The sequence below is a fragment of the Georgenia muralis genome, assembly GCF_003814705.1.
GTDB classification, from domain to species: Bacteria; Actinomycetota; Actinomycetes; order Actinomycetales; family Actinomycetaceae; genus Georgenia; species Georgenia muralis.
In genome coordinates this window covers 965,318-986,362 of record NZ_RKRA01000001.1, presented here as the reverse complement: position 1 = coordinate 986,362, position 21,045 = coordinate 965,318, and the positions used below count along the sequence as shown (strand labels likewise).

Annotated in this window: 20 protein-coding genes; 16 read left to right on the top strand and 4 right to left on the bottom strand. The window is 74.3% G+C overall.

The genetic code is table 11. From position 1 onward, the window contains the following. The first annotated feature begins 81 nt into the window (after nucleotides 1–81). From EDD32_RS04260 to EDD32_RS04240, 5 genes are all read left to right on the top strand, one after another. The gene (locus EDD32_RS04260) at nucleotides 82–1,071 is read left to right on the top strand and encodes a thiamine pyrophosphate-dependent dehydrogenase E1 component subunit alpha (RefSeq protein WP_170175368.1); all 990 of its coding nucleotides are present in this window, start codon (nucleotides 82–84) and stop codon (nucleotides 1,069–1,071) included. Beyond that, nucleotides 1,068–2,105 (top strand): alpha-ketoacid dehydrogenase subunit beta, encoded by a 1,038-nt coding sequence (locus tag EDD32_RS04255; protein ID WP_123914961.1) that lies wholly within the window; start codon nucleotides 1,068–1,070, stop codon nucleotides 2,103–2,105. The genes EDD32_RS04260 and EDD32_RS04255 overlap by 4 nt, the downstream gene beginning before the upstream one ends. Continuing rightward, nucleotides 2,102–2,332, top strand: coding sequence for a biotin/lipoyl-containing protein (locus EDD32_RS04250; RefSeq protein ID WP_123914958.1), 231 nt, complete (start codon nucleotides 2,102–2,104; stop codon nucleotides 2,330–2,332). Before EDD32_RS04255 ends, EDD32_RS04250 begins: the two co-directional genes overlap by 4 nt. Nucleotides 2,333–2,586: 254 nt before the next feature. After that, the gene (locus EDD32_RS04245; RefSeq protein ID WP_123914955.1) at nucleotides 2,587–2,943 is read left to right on the top strand and encodes a hypothetical protein; all 357 of its coding nucleotides are present in this window, start codon (nucleotides 2,587–2,589) and stop codon (nucleotides 2,941–2,943) included. A gap of 437 nt (nucleotides 2,944–3,380) precedes the next feature. Further along, nucleotides 3,381–3,731, top strand: a complete 351-nt coding sequence (locus EDD32_RS04240) for a hypothetical protein (protein ID WP_123914952.1) — start codon at nucleotides 3,381–3,383, stop codon at nucleotides 3,729–3,731. Nucleotides 3,732–4,390: 659 nt separating this feature from the next. On the opposite strand, the gene EDD32_RS04235 is transcribed toward EDD32_RS04240, so the two are convergent. Then, nucleotides 4,391–5,872, bottom strand: coding sequence for a hypothetical protein (locus EDD32_RS04235; protein WP_123914949.1), 1,482 nt, complete (start codon nucleotides 5,870–5,872; stop codon nucleotides 4,391–4,393). Nucleotides 5,873–5,948: 76 nt separating this feature from the next. Further along, on the bottom strand, nucleotides 5,949–6,551 hold the full coding sequence (locus EDD32_RS04230; RefSeq protein ID WP_123914946.1) for an arsenate reductase/protein-tyrosine-phosphatase family protein: 603 nt from the start codon (nucleotides 6,549–6,551) through the stop codon (nucleotides 5,949–5,951). Between the two features lie 95 nt (nucleotides 6,552–6,646). On the opposite strand from EDD32_RS04230, the gene EDD32_RS04225 reads away from it, so the two are divergent. The 6 genes from EDD32_RS04225 to EDD32_RS04190 all read left to right on the top strand — a co-directional run bounded on the left by EDD32_RS04225 (nucleotide 6,647) and on the right by EDD32_RS04190 (nucleotide 14,293). Then, complete coding sequence (locus EDD32_RS04225) at nucleotides 6,647–7,936, top strand: MFS transporter (RefSeq protein WP_123914943.1); 1,290 nt, start codon at nucleotides 6,647–6,649, stop codon at nucleotides 7,934–7,936. 134 nt (nucleotides 7,937–8,070) lie between these two features. Then, complete coding sequence (locus EDD32_RS18735) at nucleotides 8,071–9,954, top strand: sensor histidine kinase (protein ID WP_170175209.1); 1,884 nt, start codon at nucleotides 8,071–8,073, stop codon at nucleotides 9,952–9,954. After that, nucleotides 9,951–11,105, top strand: coding sequence for a GGDEF domain-containing protein (locus EDD32_RS04205; RefSeq protein ID WP_123914940.1), 1,155 nt, complete (start codon nucleotides 9,951–9,953; stop codon nucleotides 11,103–11,105). Before EDD32_RS18735 ends, EDD32_RS04205 begins: the two co-directional genes overlap by 4 nt. 134 nt (nucleotides 11,106–11,239) lie before the next feature. After that, nucleotides 11,240–11,800 (top strand): alternate-type signal peptide domain-containing protein, encoded by a 561-nt coding sequence (locus EDD32_RS04200; protein ID WP_123914937.1) that lies wholly within the window; start codon nucleotides 11,240–11,242, stop codon nucleotides 11,798–11,800. A gap of 7 nt (nucleotides 11,801–11,807) precedes the next feature. Continuing rightward, nucleotides 11,808–13,190 carry an alternate-type signal peptide domain-containing protein gene (locus tag EDD32_RS04195; protein WP_123914934.1) on the top strand — a complete coding sequence of 461 codons (1,383 nt, stop codon included), beginning with the start codon at nucleotides 11,808–11,810 and terminating at the stop codon, nucleotides 13,188–13,190. Then, a complete protein-coding gene (locus EDD32_RS04190; protein ID WP_123914931.1) occupies nucleotides 13,190–14,293 on the top strand; it encodes a signal peptidase I in 1,104 nt (367 codons plus the stop codon). Before EDD32_RS04195 ends, EDD32_RS04190 begins: the two co-directional genes overlap by 1 nt. 12 nt (nucleotides 14,294–14,305) lie before the next feature. Here the strand turns inward: EDD32_RS04190 and EDD32_RS04185 are convergent, their stop codons facing one another. Next, nucleotides 14,306–15,151, bottom strand: a complete 846-nt coding sequence (locus EDD32_RS04185; protein ID WP_123914928.1) for a response regulator transcription factor — start codon at nucleotides 15,149–15,151, stop codon at nucleotides 14,306–14,308. 258 nt (nucleotides 15,152–15,409) lie between these two features. Between EDD32_RS04185 and EDD32_RS04180 the strand changes: the two genes are divergently transcribed. The 5 genes from EDD32_RS04180 to EDD32_RS04160 are packed head-to-tail and all read left to right on the top strand — an operon-like array spanning nucleotide 15,410 to nucleotide 19,422. Further along, a complete protein-coding gene (locus tag EDD32_RS04180; RefSeq protein WP_123914925.1) occupies nucleotides 15,410–16,090 on the top strand; it encodes a hypothetical protein in 681 nt (226 codons plus the stop codon). An 8-nt stretch (nucleotides 16,091–16,098) separates the two neighbouring features. Beyond that, complete coding sequence (locus EDD32_RS04175; protein WP_123914922.1) at nucleotides 16,099–17,280, top strand: hypothetical protein; 1,182 nt, start codon at nucleotides 16,099–16,101, stop codon at nucleotides 17,278–17,280. 5 nt (nucleotides 17,281–17,285) lie between these two features. Beyond that, nucleotides 17,286–18,161 (top strand): nucleotidyltransferase family protein, encoded by an 876-nt coding sequence (locus EDD32_RS04170; RefSeq protein ID WP_123914919.1) that lies wholly within the window; start codon nucleotides 17,286–17,288, stop codon nucleotides 18,159–18,161. Further along, complete coding sequence (locus EDD32_RS04165; RefSeq protein ID WP_123914917.1) at nucleotides 18,158–18,475, top strand: PqqD family peptide modification chaperone; 318 nt, start codon at nucleotides 18,158–18,160, stop codon at nucleotides 18,473–18,475. Before EDD32_RS04170 ends, EDD32_RS04165 begins: the two co-directional genes overlap by 4 nt. Next, nucleotides 18,472–19,422 (top strand): beta propeller repeat protein, encoded by a 951-nt coding sequence (locus EDD32_RS04160; protein WP_123914914.1) that lies wholly within the window; start codon nucleotides 18,472–18,474, stop codon nucleotides 19,420–19,422. Before EDD32_RS04165 ends, EDD32_RS04160 begins: the two co-directional genes overlap by 4 nt. Nucleotides 19,423–19,432: 10 nt before the next feature. On the opposite strand, the gene EDD32_RS04155 is transcribed toward EDD32_RS04160, so the two are convergent. Beyond that, nucleotides 19,433–20,944, bottom strand: a complete 1,512-nt coding sequence (locus EDD32_RS04155) for a tyrosine-protein kinase domain-containing protein (RefSeq protein WP_123914911.1) — start codon at nucleotides 20,942–20,944, stop codon at nucleotides 19,433–19,435. Nucleotides 20,945–21,045: the final 101 nt, after the last annotated feature.

Below are 21,045 nucleotides of genomic sequence, written 5' to 3'. Positions count from 1 at the left end.
ATGGAGGCACACATGTCGACATCACTCTCCGCGGCGGCGCCGGTTCCCGAGACCACCGACTCGGGGTCCGCCGGCAGCCACCTGCCCGACGAGGTCCGGCTCTCCCTGTACGAGACGATGGTCCTCTCACGCACGTTCGAGGAGGCGATCCTCCGGGAGTACCACGCGGACAAGGGTCCGGGCTTCGACATCGGCAAGGGCCTCGTGCCCGGCGAGATGCACCTCTCCGCCGGGCAGGAGCCGGTCGCTGCGGGTGTCTGCGCCCACCTGACCACCGACGACGCCGTCACCGCCACGCACCGGCCGCACCACTTCGCCGTCGCCCACGGGGTCGACCTGCGCAAGATGACCGCAGAGATCTTCGGTCGAGAGACCGGCCTGGGGCGGGGCCGGGGCGGCCACATGCACCTGTTCGACCCCGACACGCACTTCTCCTGCTCGGGGATCATCGCCGAGGGCTACCCCCCTGCGCTGGGGATGGCCTTCGCGTTCCGTCGGCGCGGCACCGACCGGATCGCCGTCGCGGTCACCGGCGAGGGCGCCGCCAACCAGGGCGCCTTCCACGAGTCGCTCAACCTCGCGGCGCTGTGGCGGCTGCCGGTCGTGTTCGTCGTCGAGGACAACGAGTGGGGCATCTCCGTGGCCCGCACCGCCTCGACCGCCGTCGCCTCCAACGCCGACCGGGCCGCCGGCTATGGCATCCCGGGTGTGCGGGTGGAGGACAACGACGTCGAGGCCGTCCACGCCGAGGCCGCCAAGGCGGTCGCCCGGGCCCGCGCGGGCGAGGGGCCGAGCCTCATCGAGGTCGCGACCCTGCGCATGTGGGGCCACTTCGAGGGCGACGCCCAGGGATACCGCCCCGAGCTCGACTCCGTCGCCGGCCTCGACCCGATCCCTCGGTACGAGCAGCGGCTGCGGGAGGCGGGCGTCCTCGACGACGCCGTCGTCGCCCGGGTGAAGGAGTCGGCCTCGGCCCGGGTCGAGGACGCGGTCGCCTTCGCGAAGTCGTCCCCGACCCCTGACCCCACCGACGTCATGACGTACGTGTTCGCGGAAGGAGCGGCGCGATGACCCTCACCGAGAGCCCCGTCCCGCCCCCACGGGCCGACCGGCGCCTGAGCACCTCCAAGGCGATGGTCGAGGCCATCGCCCTGGAGATGGACCGGGACGACGCCGTCATCTACCTCGGCGAGGACGTCGGTGCCTACGGCGGCATCTTCTCCTCGACCACCGGGCTGCTGGAAAGGTTCGGCAAGGACCGCGTCATCGACACGCCGATCTCCGAGACGGCGTTCGTCGGACTGGGCATCGGAGCCGCGACCGAGGGCCTGCGCCCGATCGTGGAGCTGATGTTCGCCGACTTCATGGGCGTGACGCTGGACCAGATCTACAACCACATGGCGAAGATCCACTACTTCTCCGGCGGGAACGTCAAGGTGCCGATGGCGCTGACGACGGCGGTCGGCGGCGGGTACTCCGACGGCGGGCAGCACTCGCAGTGCCTGTGGGGCACCTTCGCCCACCTGCCCGGGATGAAGGTCGTCGTCCCAGCCACACCGGCCGACGCCAAGGGTCTGATGACCTCGGCCATCCGGGACGACAGCCCGGTCGTCTACATGTTCCACAAGGGGATCATGGGCCTGCCGTGGATGGCGAAGAACCGGCGCTCGATCGACGTCGTGCCCGAGGGGGAGCACCTCGTGCCCATCGGCCGGGCGAACGTCGTCCACGAGGGGTCGGACATCACGGTCGTGACGCTCTCCCTCTCGGTCCACCACGCGCTCGACGTCGCCGAGAAGCTCGCAGGGGAGGGGATCGGGGTGGAGGTGCTCGACCTGCGCTCCCTCGTCCCGCTCGACCGCGAGGCCATCCTCACCTCGGTGGGCAAGACCGGCCGGCTCGTCGTCGTCGACGAGGACTACCTCTCCTACGGGCTGTCCGGGGAGGTCGTCGCCACGGTCGTCGAGCACGACCCGACGATGCTCAAGGCGGTCCAGCGCCTGGCGATGCCCGACGTCCCCATCCCGTACGCGCACGACCTGGAGTACGCGGTGCTGCCGCGCCAGGACAAGATCGAGGCGGCCGTCCGCAGGGCCCTCGGGTGAACGTGACCTTCCCGCCGCTGGACGCCTCCCGGCCCGACGCCGAGGGCGTCCTGGCGACGTGGTACGTCGCCGACGGCGAGCAGGTCACCGAGGGCCAGCTCCTGGGCGAGGTCCAGGTGGACAAGGTCGACGCGGAGGTCGCCGCCCCCGCGGCCGGCACGGTCCGCCTCCTGGTCGCGGAGGACGACGCGGTACGGCAGGGCGCACCGATCGCCACCATCGAGTGAAGACCGAGAGAAAGGGGGTTCAGCTGGACGCACCCGGCCTCGTCCCGTGCGTCACCACGACCCGGGTGACGCACGGGACCCTCGGTGGTCGGGCGGCGGGTTAGGTGACCTGTGCCCCTGACCGCCGCTCGATTCCCGAGGGCCCGCCCCAGAGCGCCTCTGACCGGACTCTCCCGGTTCGAAACTTCCGCTGGCGTGTCGTGCGGACCGGGCCTAAGGTCCTACAAACCCATCGGGCGGCACGGAGGTGGACGGTGAGCTTCAACGGGATGCGACGCGACGGGCACCCACGGTGGTCGGCACGCAACGGCTGGTTCCTCGTCGGCCTCGGTCTCACCGCGACCTTCTACCTCGCCGCCACCGGCCCGGTGAACCCCGTGGTCGCCATGGCCCTGTCGGTGGTCATGGGCCTGGGCCTGGTCCTCGGACTCAACGGCCTCTTCAGCGGCGCGCCGCGCACCGCGGGTGCGCCTGGTGCGCCGGCTCCGCAGCGGTCGGCACGCGCGACGGGGGAGACCACGCCCGCGGCGAGCCCGCGCGTCAGGTCTCGCCGGGGCGCCTTCGGCAAGGTCCCCGCATCCTGGGAGTTCTACGAGACGTTCGGTCGCTGAGTCTCCGCCGGGCACGGGACCGCTCCGACGCTGGGTGCCACGGAGGTGACGCCGGTCACCATGAGCGGGGCGAGCGCGACCGCAGTGGCGGGACTGCGCCGATCCGGGCCGCGCGTCGCATCCCACGAAGTTGCTACTCCCGGCCGTCCCGAATTCACGGCAGGGTCCTCGACCGTGGAGATCATCGGCCTCGCGATCGTCGTCGGCCTCGTCCGGGCGACGGCCTTCCTGCTGAGCACCCGACGCTGACGCCCGCGAGCACGCGCCGCTGAGTCGCGGCGCGACCTCGCCCGGTACCGCTTCACTCCCGTCGCCTCACCCTCCCGCCCGAGAGGGTGGCGCCCCGGATTCATCCCGACATCACCCTCCGCGCGCCCTTCGGTGCGTGGTATCGCGTCGCACAGTTGCACCACGACGCTCCGCCGAGGGAGGCGACCGTGGAGGCCTTGGTGCGAATTCAGGTGCTCCGCGACCTGGGTGCCCGCCTCGGCCCCCGGGTGGCGGTCCAGGTCGTGCAGCACTACCTCGAGCGGCTCCCGGTGCGGGTCGCCCAGCTCGAGCGCCTGCTGGCCGAGCCCGACACCGCACGCGCCCACACCGTGGCCGACGTCCTTGCCGAGTCCTCCTCCACGGTGGGTGCGGCCGCGCTCGCGGGCCGGCTGGCGCCCGTCGTGGCGGCGCTGGGCGACGGGGACGTGGAGCCGGCGCGTGCGGCGCTGAAGGAGATCAAGAAGCTCGCCGCCGGTACGGCCCTGGAGCTCGAGGCCGTCATCCACCGGGCGGCATGATCCCGCCACGGTCCCTGGGACGGTGGTGGTCGGCACCCCTGCGGCCCACCACCACCGCCCCGGCCGGACGTCGCCGGGGGCGACGGGGCCCCTGCGCCCCGTCGCCCCAGGGACCGGTGACCGCATCACGTCCCGACGGTGGTGAGCCCCCTGCGCGTCACCACTGTCGGAACGGGCGGTCCTGGTGCGCCGAGTCGGCGATGGCGAGCCCCCTGCGCGTCGCCGGCGCCGACGGCGCACGTCCTCAGCCCGTGACCCAGGCTCGGTGAGGTGCCCTGCCGGTCACGAGATCTCTCGCGCCCGCCGCCAGCCGACGAGCGACCGAGCGGAGGGCGACCGCGTCCGCGGTCCGGTTGAGCGACCCCCACAGCGCGCCGTGCGGCCGGTGGGCCGGGAAGTCCTCGGGCGGTAGCGCGACAGGGTCGTCGAACGGCCGCTCGTGTCCGCCGAGGCCGGGCTGCGGGCTCCCGCCGGGCTCGGTTCCCGCGTGGTCCTCAGCTCTTGCCGCGTGCAGCCCGCCTCGGATCAGAGAGCGAACGGTGCTGGTGGTGCTCGGTGCGCCAGGCGCACGGGAAAGGTGGTCGCGCACGGGATCTCTCCTTGCGTGATGGAGGTGCGCCCGTCAGGGCGCGCGGACGTGCCGGATCGGCGCGTCACCATCAGGCGGGTGAGACCGGGATCTCCTCGAAGACGTCGGTGAGAACCGCGCGCTGTGCGACGGCACAGGCCCAGGTGAGCTCGGCCTGGGCGTGGGCATGGACGCGCGCGTCGTCGGCGTCGCTGCTGCCACCGGCGCGCTGGCTCGGGGAGGCGTTGCCGCCCGAGGCCTCGGCGTCGGAGGTAGGAGGCACAGCGATGGGTGCGGCCGGCGCGGACTGGATCTCTGCGACGCCGTCGCCGTCATTCCGCGGGCCGGTCAGCGGCCGAGCGTGGGGGACGGGACCGGTGCCCGGGGTCGAAGAAGCGGCGTCCTCGGTGGGGACCGGACCGTGCGCCGTGGTCGCGGCCGCCTCGGCGGCGAGGCCGGCACCGTGCCGGTCGAACGTGTCCGCGCCGGCCGGCAGCACCTCCGGCAGCCCCTCGGGCGAGCCGACAACAGCGGACGTGTCGTCGGGACCGTGGCGATGCGGCCGGTCGACGGTGAGGGCCGCGGTGGCTACCGCGGTGCGGCCGACCTCCCGGGCGTCGCGGTCGTCGGCCTTCCCGCGGTCGTCCCTCCGGTCGTCGGAGCTCTGCTCGGTGTCGCGGTCCTCGCTGTCGCGGTCGTCATTCTTGCGCTCGCTGTCGCGGTCGTTCTTCTTGCTGTCCTCGCTGTCGCGGTCGGCGTCGCGTTCGTCCTTCTTGCTGTCGTCGTCCCGCTCGTCACCCTCGCCCTGGTCGCTCACCCCGACGCCAGCGCGCAGACCGTCGTCGTCCCTGTCGTCGTACGTGCGGTCGGCGTCGCGGTCGTCCTTCTTCTCGCTGTCGGCGGTCCCGACGGTGGCCGTAGCCGCGTCGTCCTTCTCCACTGTGCTGCCACCGACCGACGCGATCGTTCCCTTGCCGGGTGCTGCGTCACTGCTCGGCGGCTCCGCGGCAGTGCCGGCCTCGTCCGCCGCCGGCTCGGGGGCGGAGTCGTCCCCGACCGGTGATCCGGGCTCAGCCTCGGAGGGTGCCGGCTCGGGTGCCGGCTCGGCCGTGGGCTCGGGTGCGGGTGCGGGCTCGGCGGGCTCTGGCTGGGCCGGTGGCGCCGGCTGCGGGACGGGCTGCCGCTCGGCCGCGGGAGCGGGCTCGGTCGCGGGTGCGGGCTCTGGCTGGGCCGGGGGCGCGGGTTCCGGTGCAGGTGCTGGCTCGACCAGGGTGGCCGGCTCCGGCTCGCTCGCGGGTTGAGGCTGCGGCTCGGCTGCGGGCTCGGCCGCCGGTGCGGGCTCGGAGGCGGGCTCTGTGGCCCCGTCGGGCTCGACAGTCCCGGTCGGAGCGGCGGCGTCCTGCACGGTGGCCGCCGGCTGGGCGGGCGCCTCGTCCGCGGCGGCTCCGCCGGCCAGCCCGAGCGTGAGGAGCGCACCTGCGGAAGCGCCACCCACCGCGAGGAGGCAGCGACCTGCCCACCGCGCCAGGCGTCGGTTGCCTGGGCGGTCCGAGGGGTGGGCAGGAGCGGTCATGGGACTCCGGGGTCTCGGGCGTCGAGCACAACCTACTCGCGGCCCCGGGCTCCCGGGAAGGGTGCGGCCGGGCGGTCTAGCGTCGCTCGAGCACCACGTCGGCGATGATGCGGACCGCGGGGACGATCTCGTCCATCGAGCGCTGGTACACCTCGGGCGCTCGGCGGAAGGGGTCGATGACGTCGTCCAACGAGGGGTCGACCTGGGCCCGGTAGGCGGAGGCGAGCGGCAGCAGCGCCGCCAGTCGCTCGGCCGGGGACGCCTCGGCGCCCGCTGCCTCGGCGAGGGCGGCGGGGTCGACCTGCTCGGCCAGCCGCGCGAACTCACGCAGCGTGAAGGTGCGCCGCACCGCCGCGGGCACGAGCTCGACGACGTCGGCCCGGTGCTCCCGGGTGAGGGCGAGGATGAGGTCTGCCTCGCGCACCATCGCCTCGGTGATCCGGCGGGCCTCGTGCGCGTCGGCGTCGACCGACAGGTCGCGTAGGAGCCCGGCCACGGGGTGGTGGATGGGCTCACCGACGAGGGCGCCCGTCCCGGCACTGTGGACCCGGATCCCCGAGCCCGTCCCGAGCTCGGCCCGCAGCAGCCGCTCGACCGCGGGGGAACGGCAGATGTTCCCCGTGCACACGGTCAGGACCGTGAACTCCTCGTTCACGTCGTACAGCGCCCTGCGCCCCATCCGTCCTCCTGGTCGTCCGTCGGCCGGCACGTCCGTCGGCCCCAGGCTAGAGGGCGGGCGCCGATGCCGCGTCCTCGGGCAGGATGACGGGCACCATGCCCCAGCACCCGCACGCCCCGCAGCCCCTGCCCGCACCGCAGCCCGTCACCGGTCCGATGTTCCCCCGGCGCCTGGTCCTGGGCACGTTCGTGCCCTCGTTCCTCTTCGACGTCGGCCTCGGCGCGATGCTGCCGATCATCGTCCCGGCCGCCGTCGGCCGCGGGGCAGACCTCGCCACCGCGGGCGTCGTCGCCGCGATGCTGCCGGTCGGCCAGATCCTCGCCGACGTCCCCGCCGGCCAGCTCGCCGCCCGCGTCGGCGACCGGCGGGCCATGGCCCTGGCCGGTGTGGTCGCGGCAGGTGCGTTCCTCGCCGCCGCGCTCTCCCCCTCGCTCGTGCTCCTCGCCGCGGCGGTGCTCCTCACCGGTGCCGCGGCGGCCGTATTCAACCTCGCCCGGCACGCCTACCTCACCGAGGTCACCCCGCCGCTGCGCCGGGCGCGGGTGCTGTCCACCCTGGCCGGGGTCCACCGCATCGGACAGTTCGTCGGTCCGTTCGTCGGGGCCGGCGTCATCGCCCTCGCGGGCCTGCGCGCGGCGTTCGCGCTGGGCGTGGTGACGGCGGTGCTCGCCACGGTCATCGTCGTCGCGGTGGGGGAGGACGGCGACGGCGGGACGCTGCGGCAGCGCAGCGCCGCCCGGCGAGCGGCCCGCGCTGCCGGGGAGCACCTGACCCTCGGTGGGGTGCTGCGCGCGCACCGCGCCGTGCTGAGCACGCTCGGCGTCGCCGTGCTGCTCGTCGGCGCCGTCCGTGGCGCGCGCATGACCGTCCTGCCGCTGTGGAGCGAGCACCTCGGCTTCGACCCGGCGACGACGTCCCTCATCTTCGGTCTCGCGGGCGGGGTCGACATGCTCCTCTTCTACCCCGCGGGGCGGGTCATGGACCTCTACGGCCGGCTGTGGATCGGGGTGCCGTCCATGCTCGTCATGGGGGTGGCGATGTCGCTCCTGCCGCTGACGACGACGATCGGCGGGGTCGCCGTCGTCGCGGCGCTGCTCGGGCTCGGCAACGGGATGAGCTCGGGCATCCTCATGACGCTCGGTGCTGACGTCTCACCCGACCGTGGCCGGGCCCAGTTCCTCGGGCTGTGGCGCGTGCTGCAGGACGGCGGGTCGGCCGCCGGTCCGCTCATCGTCTCCGCGGGTGCGGCGCTGGGGTCGCTGGCGGCGGGCATCTGGGTCACCGCGGCGCTCGGCGCGGCGGCTGCCGGCGCCCAGGCCCGGTGGGTGCCGCGGTGGTCCCCGCACGCCAACCGCACCACCCGGCGCGCCGCCGGGATCCGGTAGCGGCGACACGCCGGCTTGCAGTCCGAGGGGCAAGACTGGGTCGCTGCTAGTTTCGCAAACGTGCCGTATCTGCATTCTTGCAGCCATAGGCTGTGCGAGTGCAGACGGCGGGGGTGAGGGTGGCTGGGGCCGCCATGCCCTTGCACGGGGTCGTCCCGGGGGGGACCGGGACGACCGCCGGCGCCGATGACGGCCCGCAGGGGGGACCGTCAGCGGACACGGCCGCACCGCGCACGACCCAAGCACCGTCGACCGCGGAGACGCCGCCCGGCGCGGAGGCGGGCGTCGCGCCGGGCCGCGCCCCGCGCGGGCCGGCGACGCCTGCCCGGCGCCCGGAGGTCCCGACGGCCGGGGAGGGCCACCTCAGCGTCTTCCTCCGGCAGCTGCCCTTCACGGGCGTGACCCTGGCGATCCTCGCCGGGGTCCTCGTCTACGCGCCCACGATGCTCGACGACAGCACGTTCCTCGCGGCGTTCGCGGTCGCCGGCTCGGCGGTGGCGCTCTCGGTGCTCGTGCCCTGGCGCCGGCTACCCGTCTGGCTCTCGGCAGCCGTCCCGCTCCTCGACATGCTCGCGATCGGCCTGGCCGTGGAGTCGGGCTTCCGCGTGAGCATGCTGCTGGTCCTGCCCGTGCTGTGGATGGCCACGGTCTTCGGCGCGGCGGGCGTCGTGGTCGCGGTGGCGGTCGGCACCCTCGCGGCGTGGGGCACCCGGGTGCTGGGCACCGCCCACTTCGACGGCGACGACATCCCGCGGCTGTTCATCCTCCCGCTCGTCCTGCTCGCCGTCGCGCTGTACGTCCACCTCGCCGAGCGCCGCTCCGCCGCGCGGCGTGACCTCCTCGCCCGGCAGAGCTCCCTCGTCGAGGAGATCCTCGCCGACGCCCGGTACAACGAGCGGCTCCTCCAGTCGATCCTCAACACCGTCGACGTCGGCGTCGTCGCCCTCGACGCCGACGGCCGCGTCACGCTCGTCAACCGCGCCTACACCACCGCCACGCAGGGCCGGCTGCGGGTGGGCGACGACGCCCGGGAACGGGCCCGCGCCCGCGGGGAGAGCCCGGACCGACGCCGCGGTCCGGTCACCACCTACGCCGCCGACGGCCAGAGCCCGCTCCGCCCGGACGAGAGCCCGCTCGCCCGGGCCGCCGGCGGTCGTGACATCGAGCGCGAGCTCATCTGGTGGGACTTCGGGCCGGGCCTGGCCCGGCGGGCCTACCGGGTCTCGGCCAACCAGCTCCAGCGGGCCGACGGCCGGCCCGCCGGCGCCGTCGTGGTCTACCAGGACCTCACCTCGGAGATGGCCGCGCTCGCCGAGCGCGAGGACTTCGTCTCGGCCGTCTCGCACGAGGTGCGCACCCCGCTGACCTCGGTGGTGGGCTACCTCGAGCTGGCCGCCGAGGACCCGAGCCTGCCGCCGGTGGTGCGCGAGCACCTCGCCGTCGCCGAGCGCAACGCCGAACGCATCCAGGGCATCGTCGAGGCCCTGCTCGACGCCGCGACGGTGCGCGAGCGGGTCGAGATCTGCCACGACCCGCTCGACCTGCGCGACGTCGTCGCCGAGGCCGTGGAGGACCACCGTCCGCGCGCCACGGCGGGCGGCGTCGTCGTCGAGCTCCACGACGGGATGCCCCTGCCCGTCGACGGCGACCGGCTGCGCCTGGCGCAGGTGGTGGCCAACGTGCTGTCCAACGCGGTGAAGTACTCCCGCGCGGGCGGCCGGGTCGACGTCGTCGCCGAGCCGGTCGACGACGAGGTGGTCGTCCGGGTGGCCGACACCGGCATCGGCATCGCCCCCGAGGACCAGGCGCGACTGTTCACCCGCTTCTACCGGGCCGCGGCCGTGCGCCGCGGTGACGTGCCCGGCACCGGCCTGGGCCTGCACCTCGCACGCGAGATCGTCGAGGCCCACGGCGGCACGATCGCGCTGCGGAGCGCCCTCGGCGAGGGCACCGAGGTCACCATCGTGCTGCCGCTGGCGGGCCGCCCGAGCGCCCGGCGCGCCGGAGGTGCGGGGTGAGCCTGGACCTGCCGACGCTGCTCGTCGTCTCCGCGCTCGTCATCGTCCTGACGGCCGGGATGTTCATCTCGCACGCCTGGACCGAGACGGGCGAGGACGTCGACCGGGTCTGGGCGCTGGCGTTCGTCGCCGCGGTCGCGACGACCACCTTCCTCCTCGTCGCCGTCCTCGCCCCCGACCTGTGGCCGGCGGTCCCGCTCGTCAACGGCTTCACGGCCCTGACCGTGTGGGCGATGTGGGCCGGCGTGCGCCTGCACACCGGGCGGCGACCGCTCGTCGGGGTCCTGTACGGCGTGCCCGTGCTCACCGCCCTCGCCTCCGCCGTCCATGGTCCCGACGGCGGGTACTGGGCGGGGGAGGAGGCGCTCCTGGCGGCGACGGCGGCCGGCGGCTACGCCACCGGTGCGGCCATCCTGCGCTCGCACCTGCGCCGGGACCGGCTCGGGGTCATGCTCGCCGTCATCCTCCTCGGGCACGCCCTCTTCTACACGTTCCGGCTGGTCCTCTTCGTCGTGGTCGGGCCGGCGGGGCGGGCCTTCCTCACCTACGCCGGCACCGAGGTCGCCACGCTGGTCAACGTCCTCGTCATCGTCGGGGCGGCGTTCTGCATGGTGGCGCTGCGCGCCTCACGGGCCCAGGACCGGCGCGTCGACGCCGCGAACTTCGACCCCATGACCGGGGCTCGGACCTCGCGCACCTTCCCCCGCCGCGCGCAGGACGTGCTCGACGGCGCCCGCGGCACCGGGCGCCCCGCCGTCCTCGTCGCGGTCGCGCCCGAGGGTGTGCAGACCCTCGGTGCGGCGTTCGGCGTGGGGTGCGCGGAGCAGGCGATGGCCGTGTGCGGGGAGGTCCTGCAGATGGTGCTGCCGGCCCGGGCGGTCCTCGGCCGTGACGCCCTCGACGGACGCGCGTTCCAGGTGGTCCTCACCGGGTGCACGGTGGAGGAGGCCCACGAGTGGGCCGACGAGCTGCGCAAGGAGCTCATCGACACCCCCGTGCCCGTGCCCGGCGGGCACATGCGGGTCACGGCGAGCGTCGGCGTCGCCGACGCCGCGGAGCACGGCTTCGACCTCGAGGCCATGTGCGACGCCGCCCGGGACCTCTCGCGCTCGGCGACGGCGGCCGGCGGGAACCGGGTGGCCCGGGCCTGAGACGCACCTCACGGCTCTTGAGGTGATCTTGAGCGGACATGAACCGCGACGGTGCCCGCTCCTGAGGAACGCCCGCGAGTCTTCTCACCAGCAGCCCGGCAGCACGCCGGCGCACCGAGCCGGAAGAGAAGACCATGAGCGCCCCCCACACCCGCACCCGCACCCGCACCCGCAAGGCTGTCCTCGCCGGCGTCGCCGGTATCGCCCTTCTCGCCGCCGGTGGCGGCTCGTTCGCCACCTGGTCGGACAGCGAGGACCTCGGGGGCGCGACCATCACCTCGGGCTACCTGCGTATCGACGGCTCCAGCGTCGTCTGGACCGCCGGCGGCAAGGAGATCGCCCTCGACGACTACCTCGTCATCCCGGGCTCGGTGCTCACCTACACCGCCACGGTCGACGTCGACCTCGCCGGCGACGGGCTCGAGGCTGAGCTGGCCACCACCCTGCCGACCGCCGTGACCGCGGCCACCGCGGCCAAGGAGGCCGACGTCGCTCTCGCGGGGGGCCTGACCGTGGACGTCCAGGTCAACGGTCAGGACGGTACGACGATCACCGACAGCGGCGAGTACACCGTCGTCGCGACCATCACCTTCCCCACGGTGGACGACGAGGGAGCGGCCTGGGGCCAGCGCGCCCAGGACGCGGCCGCCGAGCTCGCCGACTTCCAGATCACCCTCGAGCAGCAGATCGCCTGACGCACCGATGTCCCGCCTCCTGAGCGCCGCCGCCGCAGGCGTGCTCGCCGTCGCCCTCCTCGCGGGCAGCGGCGGCAGCTATGCGGGCTGGTCCGACGCCCAGGAGGTGGGCGGGGCGCAGCTGGTCTCCGGCCGGCTCGCCGTCACCGCCGGCGCCGCCCGGCTGCACCTCGACCGGCCCGGCAGCCCGCGGGCGGACGTCACCGCGTCCCTCGCCGACCGGCGTCTGCTGCCCGGCGACACGCTCGTCGTCGAGGCGGGCGGGGACCTGGCGATGGCCGGCGACGGCCTCAGCGCCGTCCTCACCCTCACCCCGTCGGCCGCCGGCGCGGGGACCCTGCCAGCCGAGCTCCTCGCGCACGCAGCGGTCGCCCTCACCGCCGCGAACGGCCCGGCACCCGTGCCGGTCACGGCCGGGTCCTGGCGGGTGGTCCCGGCCAACGCCGGTCCGCTGACCGCCACGCTCACCCTCCCGGTGGGACCGGGCGCGAGCGCGTGGGGCGCCTACCTCCAGGGAGAGAGCGCGACGCCGGCCCTGGCCTGGTCCCTCGCCCAGGACGCCGGCTGGTCCGCGGCGACCACCACCGCGCTGCCCGCCGTCACGACCGACCGGCTGGGCCTGTCGGTCACCCCCGTCCCGGGCGGCACGCGCCTGACGTCCACCGCCGCCGAGACCAGGCTCGCATGGCGGGCGAGCACCCCGACCGTGTCCGCCGGCCCCGGAACCACGGCGGCCGAGGCCGCCGCCCTCGCCCCGGCGCTCGGCGTCGGCCTCGCGCGCGGCACCGACGGCTCCTCCTGCGCCGCCACGACCCCGCTGACCGGCACCGAGGTCCTCGCGCCCGGCGCGGCCGTGGCCCTGTGCCTCACCGTCGCGCCCGCCGACCCCGTGCTGCTCAGCCTCGCGCTGCCCGGCCGCGCCGTCGTAGCGACGACGACGGTCACGGGCACCGGCGTCGCGGCCGGGGGCTGGACGCTCCCCGCCACCGCCGTCACCGGCGCCGCCTACACCGTGCCCACCGCGACCTCCGACGCCGGCCTCACGCTCGGCTGCACCGCCTACAACGGCAACGCCGGCGCGGCGCTGGGCTGGACGTGGTCCGGCACCTCCGTGCGGTCCTGGCACGTCCTCGCCCGCACCCGGACTGCCTCGACCGTCGGTGACGCCCTCGGCCCTTGGAGCCGGGTCACCACGCTGACCGCACCCGGGGCGCGCACCGTCGACCTCATCGTGGGCGCGATCCCCGTGGAGACCGACGACCGGTTCGACCTCGTCCTCGTCGCCGAGACTGCCGCCGGCGGCGTGGTCCGCAGCGCGCAGGCAGTCACCGCCGAGGTCCGCGGCCAGAGCGGCAACATCGGCTGCCTCGGCCCGGCGGGCGGCGTGTGATGGCGGCCCTGACCACCGGCGCCGCCGAGCCCGACCGCACCCGGCATCTCGCCGTCGCCGCCGAGCGCGATACCGGGCCCGACGCCGGGCCGCAGGCGGAGGGACGCCGAGGCGTCGTCCGGCGAGGTGCGCACGCCGTCGTCACCGTCGCCGGGTGGCTCGCCCTCGCCGTCGTCGCGGGCCTGGCGCTGGCGATGGTCGTCGTCCCGCACCTGGCCGGGTGGGTGCCGCTGACGATCCTGTCGGGCTCGATGGAGCCGACCATCCCCACCGGCAGCCAGGTGGTCGTCGAGCCCGTCCGGGGCGAGGCGGCGACGGCGGCCCTCGCGCTCGGCGACGTCGTCACCGTCATGCCCTACCCGGACGACCCGACCCTCGTCACCCACCGGGTCGTGGCGCGCGCCGTCGCCGGTGACGGCACCGTCGTCCTGACGACCCGGGGCGACGCGAACGACGCCACCGACCCGTGGACGGTGACGGCGACGCAGGTCAGGGGTGTGGTCCGGTACCACATCCCCTACGCCGGCTACCTGGCGACGGCGCTGGACGGGGACCAGAAGCGCACCGGCACGGCCGCGCTCGCCGTGGCACTCTTGGGCTATGCGGGGATCCAGCTCGTACGCGCGGCCATCGACCGGTCAGCCGGCCGGCGTGCCCACGACGCCCCCGTCGGCCCGCAGGACGTCGACGCCGGCCACGGCGTGCCGACGGACGCCGATCGGACCGGAGAAGACGACATGATCCTCGACCCCGCGGCCCTGGGCACCCTTGCCCACGACGTCGGCGACGACGCCGCGTCCGGCTTCGGCCTGGCCTACCTCAAGCGGCTGGGCGACTCGTGCAACCGGGTGGCGCGCGCCGTCGTCGCCGGCGACGCCGAGGAGGTCCACGTCGCGGCCCTGAGCCTGCACACGTCCGCCTCGATGGTGGGCGCCGCGGCGCTCGCCCGGCACGCCCAGCTCGTCGCCGAGGCGGGCCGGCGTGGCGACCTCGCGGTCGCGGACCGCGAGCTGCGCCGGCTCATGGACCTCACCAACGAGACCCAGCGGGCGCTCGCGGAGCACCTGCGTGTGGGGACCGCCGGGGCGATGTTCGCCCCCTGATCGGGACAGTCGTCAGACGGCCGGGGCCAGGCGGTAGCCCACCCCGCGCACGGTGACGACGAACCGCGGGGAGGCGGCGTCGTCACCGAGCTTGCGGCGCAGGTTGGCCATGTGGACCTCCACCGTGCGCAGGTCGGAGTCGAGGACCGGCGTGCCGGTGTCGTAGTCCTGGCCCCACAGGCGCCGGACCAGCTCGGCCTTGCGCAGCACCCGGTTGGGCTCGGCGACGAGGGCGGCGAGGAGGTCGAACTCGCTCCGGGTGAGGTGGACCGGGGTGCCGTCGATGTCGACCATGCGGGCGGCGGTGTCCACGCGCAGCCCGCGGTGGACGAGCTGGCCCGGTCGTCCGATCAAAGCGGCGCCCGCCGCTGGAGACGCGCCATCGGCCAAGCTGCCGGACGCGGGCGCAGCCTGGTCGGCCGGCGCGGGCGGGACCGGCGCGCCGGCAGACGGAGCGCCCAGGTCCCCGTCGCCCAGGCGCCGCGGACGGCGCAGCATCGCCTCGACCCGCGCGCGCAGCTCGCGCGGGCGGAACGGCTTCGTGAGGTAGTCGTCGGCGCCGGACTCCAGGCCGAGGAGGGTGTCGATCTCCTCCGAGCGGCCGGTGAGCATGACGACGTAGGCGTCGGAGAAGGCCCGGATGCGCCGGCAGACCTCGAAGCCGTCGATGTCGGGCAGGGAGAGGTCGAGGGTGACCACGGCCGGGGCGTACTCGCGCACCGCCGCGACGCCGTCGGCGCCGGACCCGGCGGTGTGCACGGTGAAACCCGCCTGGCTCAGCGTCGCGGCGAGGAGCAGACGGACGTCCGCGTCGTCCTCGACGACGACGGCGGTGCGCTCCCGTCCGGTTTCCTCCACGGGGTGAAACTAGCAACGGGTACCCACATCGGCCCGCCAGTCGGGAGCGGGCAAGGGTGAGGCGTGTCACGGTTGGTTGGGCGGTCCGTATCACCCTGTGTCATCCGGAGGGTGAGGCGCCGAATTCACCCCCATATTCACCCGGTGGTCCAGTGACCCGGATGACGGCCGGTGGTGTGCTGTGCAGACGACCACGAAAGTGCGGTCCGGTTGGCCGACCGGCCGGTACGTTGGGGAGTGCGTCGACCGTTGGGGGTTGTGAGCGAGATGGCTGAGAACATGGACGCTACGGGTTCGGGTGAGCAGCAGGAGAAGCGCGGCCTGAGCCGCAGGACGGTGCTCGCCGGCGCCGCCTGGTCGGTGCCGGTTATCGCGGTCGCCTCAGCGGCGCCCGCCATGGCGGCGTCGCCGCCGGTGGTGATCGACTTCGGACAGAGCACGGCCTGCAAGATCCCCGGCAACTCGATGGGGTTCTGCTACAACAAGGGCTACGTGCTCTGGGCCCGTTTCGTCAACGAGACGAACACCGACTACTACGTCACGGTGACGGGACTCGTGCTCGGCCTCCCCAGCGACCCCCAGGGCGAGGTTCCGCAGTGCGTCGTCGGCATGACGAACCCCGGCGTGACCACCCCCTGCCCGCCCTCGGCGACCAGCTGCATGTACGTCCCGGCCAACCAGACGACAATCCTCGGCGTCTTCACCAACGCCAACACCGACAGCGGCAGCGACTGGGTGACGGTGTCGCTGGCGCTCTACACCGACGCCGCGTGCGGCGGCACCGCTGAGAACTACACCCTCGACCCGTACAACCTCACCGGTGGGTCCTGGACCGGCGTCAACCCCAACGGATCCCCGACCGGTAGCTGCGTGTTCCCGTACGCGAACATGTGCTTCACCCCACCGACGGCGTGCGGCACCAGCTGCGCCTCCGTATGACGTCGGGTGTGAGCGCGGCGGCGGAGCCGAACGCCGCCGCTACCGAGGCGCTCCGAGCGCGACTTCGCCTCCTCGGTACGACCTTCGCCGTAGAGTGCCCGGACGAGGAGTTCCGTCGCGAGCTCGAGCGCGCGTGGTCCCGGTGCATCGTCGACGAACCGTCGTCGAGCGACGACGGCGACGTCGACTTCCCGCTGTCCGAGGTCGGCGAGGCCGGAGTCGCCGGCCTGCTCATGCGGCTGACACCGCGCGCCATCCACCACGCGGTCGGTCAGCGGCTCATGGTGCACGCGGCCGGCCTCGTGGACGACCGCGGCCGCGTCGTCGCCCTCGTCGGACGGTCGGGGGCCGGGAAGACGACCGCGGCGGTCACCCTGGCCAAGCACAACTTCGGCTATGTCACGGACGAGACGGTCGGTGTCGGTGAGTCGCGCCAGATCGCACCCTTCCCGCGGCCGCTCGCCCAGGTGGACCGCGCGACGGGTCGCAAGGTCCAGACGTCACCGGACGAGCTGGGCCTCCGACGCGCGCCCGCCGACCTCACGCTCGACCGCATCGTCCTGCTGGACCGGGACACCGAACCCCGTCCGGCGTCGGTGGAGAGCGTCCCCCTGCTCGACGGCCTCATGGAGATCATCCCGCAGACCTCGGGCCTCGTCGGGCTCGACCGTCCGCTCCAACGACTGTGCGCCGTCAGCCAGGAGTGCGGCGGCCTCCGCCGTCTGAGCTTCCACCAGATCGACGACGGCGTCGCGGACCTGCTCCGCGCAGTCCTGACGGAGCCCGTCGCCGATACCGAGGACTGGCAGCCGGTCGCGGACCCGGTCTCCGACGAGCCGGACATCTCGACCGGCTTCCTCGACGGACGGGTCCGCCGCCGACACCACCGCGACGCGGTCCGCATCGACGGCGAGATCCTCCTCCTCGTGGGCAGTGCCCCCGTGCGCATCAGCGGCATCGGGCTCACGGTCTGGCTGGAGTCGCACGAGGCGCCCACGATCGAGCAGCTCGTGGAGGCGGCGGTGGCGACGCACGGGCCGCACCCCCACGCCGCGGACCTCGTGCGTGAGGCGGTCGCGACGATGGCCGAGGCCGAGGTCGTCGCCTACGGCCTGCCCCGCGCCGCCCGCGACCTCCTCGGTCCGCTGAGCGACACCGAGGCGCGTCCTGGGGCACGCGCGGCAAGATAGCCGTCATGAGCTCCTCCGTCGTGGTCGGTGCTCCGCTCGCGGTGCGGGTCCGGTTCGCGCACGCGACGATCCAGCACCTGGCCGAGAAGTGCGGGGCCGACGTCCTGCACATCAAGGGGGTGGCGATCGACCGCGCCATCGCCTCCGCCACCCGGGTGGGCGCCGACGCCGACGTGCTCGTACGACCTGCCCACGTGGACGCACTTCTGGACGAGATGGGGAAGCACGGGTGGGACGTGCGGAGCACGTTCGAGTCGGGGTCCCCGTTCGGGCACGCGGTCACGCTGACCCACGAGGTCTGGGGGTTCGCCGACCTGCACCGGCACTTCCCCGGGATCGGCACCGCGCCCGAGCGTGCCTTCGACCGGCTCTGGCGGGACCGGTCCCTCACGACGATCGCCGGTGTGCCGTGCCCGGTCCCGAGCGTCGCGGCGCAGTCCCTCATCCTGGTGCTCAACGCCGCACGGGCGGGTGGGCACGCCTCGGTTGACGTCCGGGCCGCCTGGACCGGGGCGAGCGAGGCGCGCAAGGACGAGATCCGCGTGCTGCGCGACGAGCTCGAGGCTCAGGTGGGGTTCGCCGCGGCCACCGGCGGCCTCGAGGACTTCCGCGACGCGAGGGAGTACGACCTCTGGCGACTGACGGTCGGCGGCGGCACCCGGATGGAGGAGTGGGCGGCGCGGATCCGGGCGACTTCGAGCAGACGGGAGGCCCTGCGCCTCGCGTGGCGCGCACCGCAGGTCAACGTCGACCACCTCGCCCACCGGTTGGGTCGGCGGCCGTCAAGGACCGACATCGCCCGAGAGTTCTTCGCGCGCCCTGCCCGTGGCTTGCGTGAGGAGCTCGCCGCGCTCGTCCGGCGGCGTCAGGGGCGACGGTGACCACCTACCGGCGCGCGGACGCCGTCGCCGAGGTCGAGACCGACGAGAGCGGCGGACAGGCCGTGTACCTGGGCCTGATGCCACAGGGACCCCTCATCGTGCTGGAGGGCTCCGCCCTGGCGATCTGGCGCGCCGCCACGGGGCGGCCGAGCCCGTCCGGTCCCCGGGGCGGCGTCGTCGCCCAGGTCGCGGCTGTCGCAGGGGTGCCGGAGGAGACCGTCCGCGACGACGTCGTCACGTTCGTCGCCCGGCTCGTCGAGGAGGGATTCCTCGAGGAGGAGACTGACGGCTCGGCCCCTCGGGCGCCGGCATGACACGGCGGGCCGTGGCCTACGTCGCGCTGGTCCTCCTCGTCGCCGCCAACGCCTTCCTCATCGCCCGGCTCCTCACCCGCCCGGCGCCGGAGGTGTGGGACCAGCCCGCCGCCGTCGGGTCCGCGAGCGCGGACCAGCCCGCGGGGAGCGGCACACCCGAGTCGAGCACGCCCGAGTCGAGCACGCCCGAGGAGCCGAGCGCACCTGAGGTGCCCGAACCACCCGTGCGGCTCCTCGCCGTCGCGTCGCCCACCGAGGCGTGGCGGGCCACCAGCACCGGCTGCGGCGCGCCGGCGGTGCTCGAGCACACCCTCGACGCCGGTGCGACGTGGCAGGAGGTGCCGTCGGAGGTCTCTCCGATCACACGCCTACGACTCCTCGACGACGGGACTCTCGTCGCCATCGGCGGCGGACCGGACTGCGTGCCGACCTACCGGAGCACCGTCACCGACGGAGCCTCCTGGGTCACCGAGGACCAGTTCCTACCCGGTTCCTGGTACGTCACCCCGGGGGACCGCACGACCCTTGTCACCCCGCTCGGCGAGGTCGCGGCGCCGTGCACCGGTGCGGCGGCCGACCTCGCGGCGGTCGACGCCGAGCGAGCCGCCGTGCTGTGCGCCGACGGTACGGTCGACGTCTCCGACGACGCCGGGGTGACCTGGACGCCCGCCACCCTCTCCGGGTCCGCGGCGGCCGTCGGCGCCGAGGCCGAGCGCTTCATCCTGGCCGGGACGACCCCGGCGTGCGACGGCGTCGGGATCACCTTCCTCGACCCGGCCGGTGCCGCCGTCGGTGGCGTGAGCGGCTGTGCGGCGACGTCGCTCGACGCGCAGCCGGTGGCGGTGGGCTCGACCGCGGGGGCCGCCTGGCTCTGGGTCGGCGACGAGGTCCTCACGTCGGTCGACGGCGGGGTGACGTGGCTGGCGCCGCAGACGGGCACCGCCTGAGCGGCCGTGCTCAGCGCCGACGCGCGCCGGCGGCCGAGCTCGAGCGTCGGGTCCTGCTGGTGCCCTGCGTGCCCTCGCCGGCTGCGCCGTCGTCGTCGCGCCCTGCCACGACAGGCGGCACCGTCGCAGATCCAGGCCGGGGCACCTCGGTGTCGGGGTCGGGACCTGTCTCGGGAGGCGTGCCGTATGCGCGACGGCCGTACCCGTAGTACGAGCTCTCGCCCCGCGTCGGCACCATGTTCAGCGCGAAGCCGGCCACCTTGACGTCCACCGTCGCGAGGGACTTCAGGGCGCTCGCCAGGTGCTTCTTCGTGGTCCGCTCCATGGCCACGACCATGAGCGTGCCGCCGGTGAGCCGGTTGAGCAGGACGGCGTCGATGACCGGGACCACCGGTGGGGAGTCGATGAGGATGAAGTCGTGCCGTTGCGCGAGCTCGGCGAAGAGCGACTCCATCGCGGCGGACGCGATGAGCTCGCTCGGGTTCGGGGGGACCTGACCGGCGGGCAGCACCGAGAGCGTGGTGCCGCGCCACTGCTGCACGACGTCGTCGACGGTCGCCCGGCCGAGCAGGATGGTCGTGAGTCCCGCGGCCCCCTCGAGACCCATCGTCCGGGCCACCGAGGGGTTGCGCAGGTCGGCGTCGACGAGGAGGACCCGGGCACCGGCGTCGGCCATGGCCATGGCCAGGTTGATCGTCGTCGTCGTCTTGCCCTCGCCCGGGAGCGCCGAGGTGACCACGAACGAGTGCTTCCGCGTCGTGACGTCGACGAAGAGCAGGTTGGTCCGTAGTCGGCGCACGGACTCCGCGTGGAGGCCGTGGGGGTCGTTCTCCATGACCAGGGGCTGCTCGCGCGAGGCCTTGTCGTAGGGGACGTGGGCGAGCACCGGACGGTCGGAGAGCGCCCTGACGTCGCTCTCCCGCCGGACCTTGGTGTCCAGGCCGTGACGGACGAGGGCGAGGCCCACGCCGATGACAAGGCCGGTGAGCAGGCCGAGGGCGAGGTTGCGGGTGATGTCGGGCGAGCTCGGCGAGGACGGCGGCGACGCCGGGGTGATGGCCGTGGTCTCGACGTCCTGCCCCGAGCTGGCGAGCAGCACCGAGAACCTCCCCGCCACCGACGCCAGCTGGGGGCCCACGGCGTTCGCGACCGCGGCGGCCTGGTCCGGGTTGGGGGCGACGGCGGTGATCCGCAGGATCGGGGTGCCGCCGGGGATCTCCGCGGAGACCCGGAAGGGCACCCCCTGGAGGCCCAGGTCCTCGCGGATCGGGTCCATGACCATGGGCGAGTTGAGGACCTCGAGGTAGGTGGAGAGGTCCGACGTGGTGATCACGTAGGTCCCGCCGGTCCGTCCATCGTCATCGGAGGGCGCCTCGGCCGAGAAGAAGACCCGCGCGCTGGCCGTGTACATCGGGGTGATCGAGAGCGTCGCCGCGGTCGCGGCACCGAGGACGACCAGGGTGGCGAGCACGATGGTGATCCACCTCGATCGCAGGATCGCGAGGAAGTCACGGAACTGCACGGCGGCCCCCGGAGGTGTGGGCGGATCAGGTCTGAATCATCGCACAGGAGGCCATGGACGCGGCCGTTTCGGGCGGTCTTGGTGGATACGCTGAAGCACTG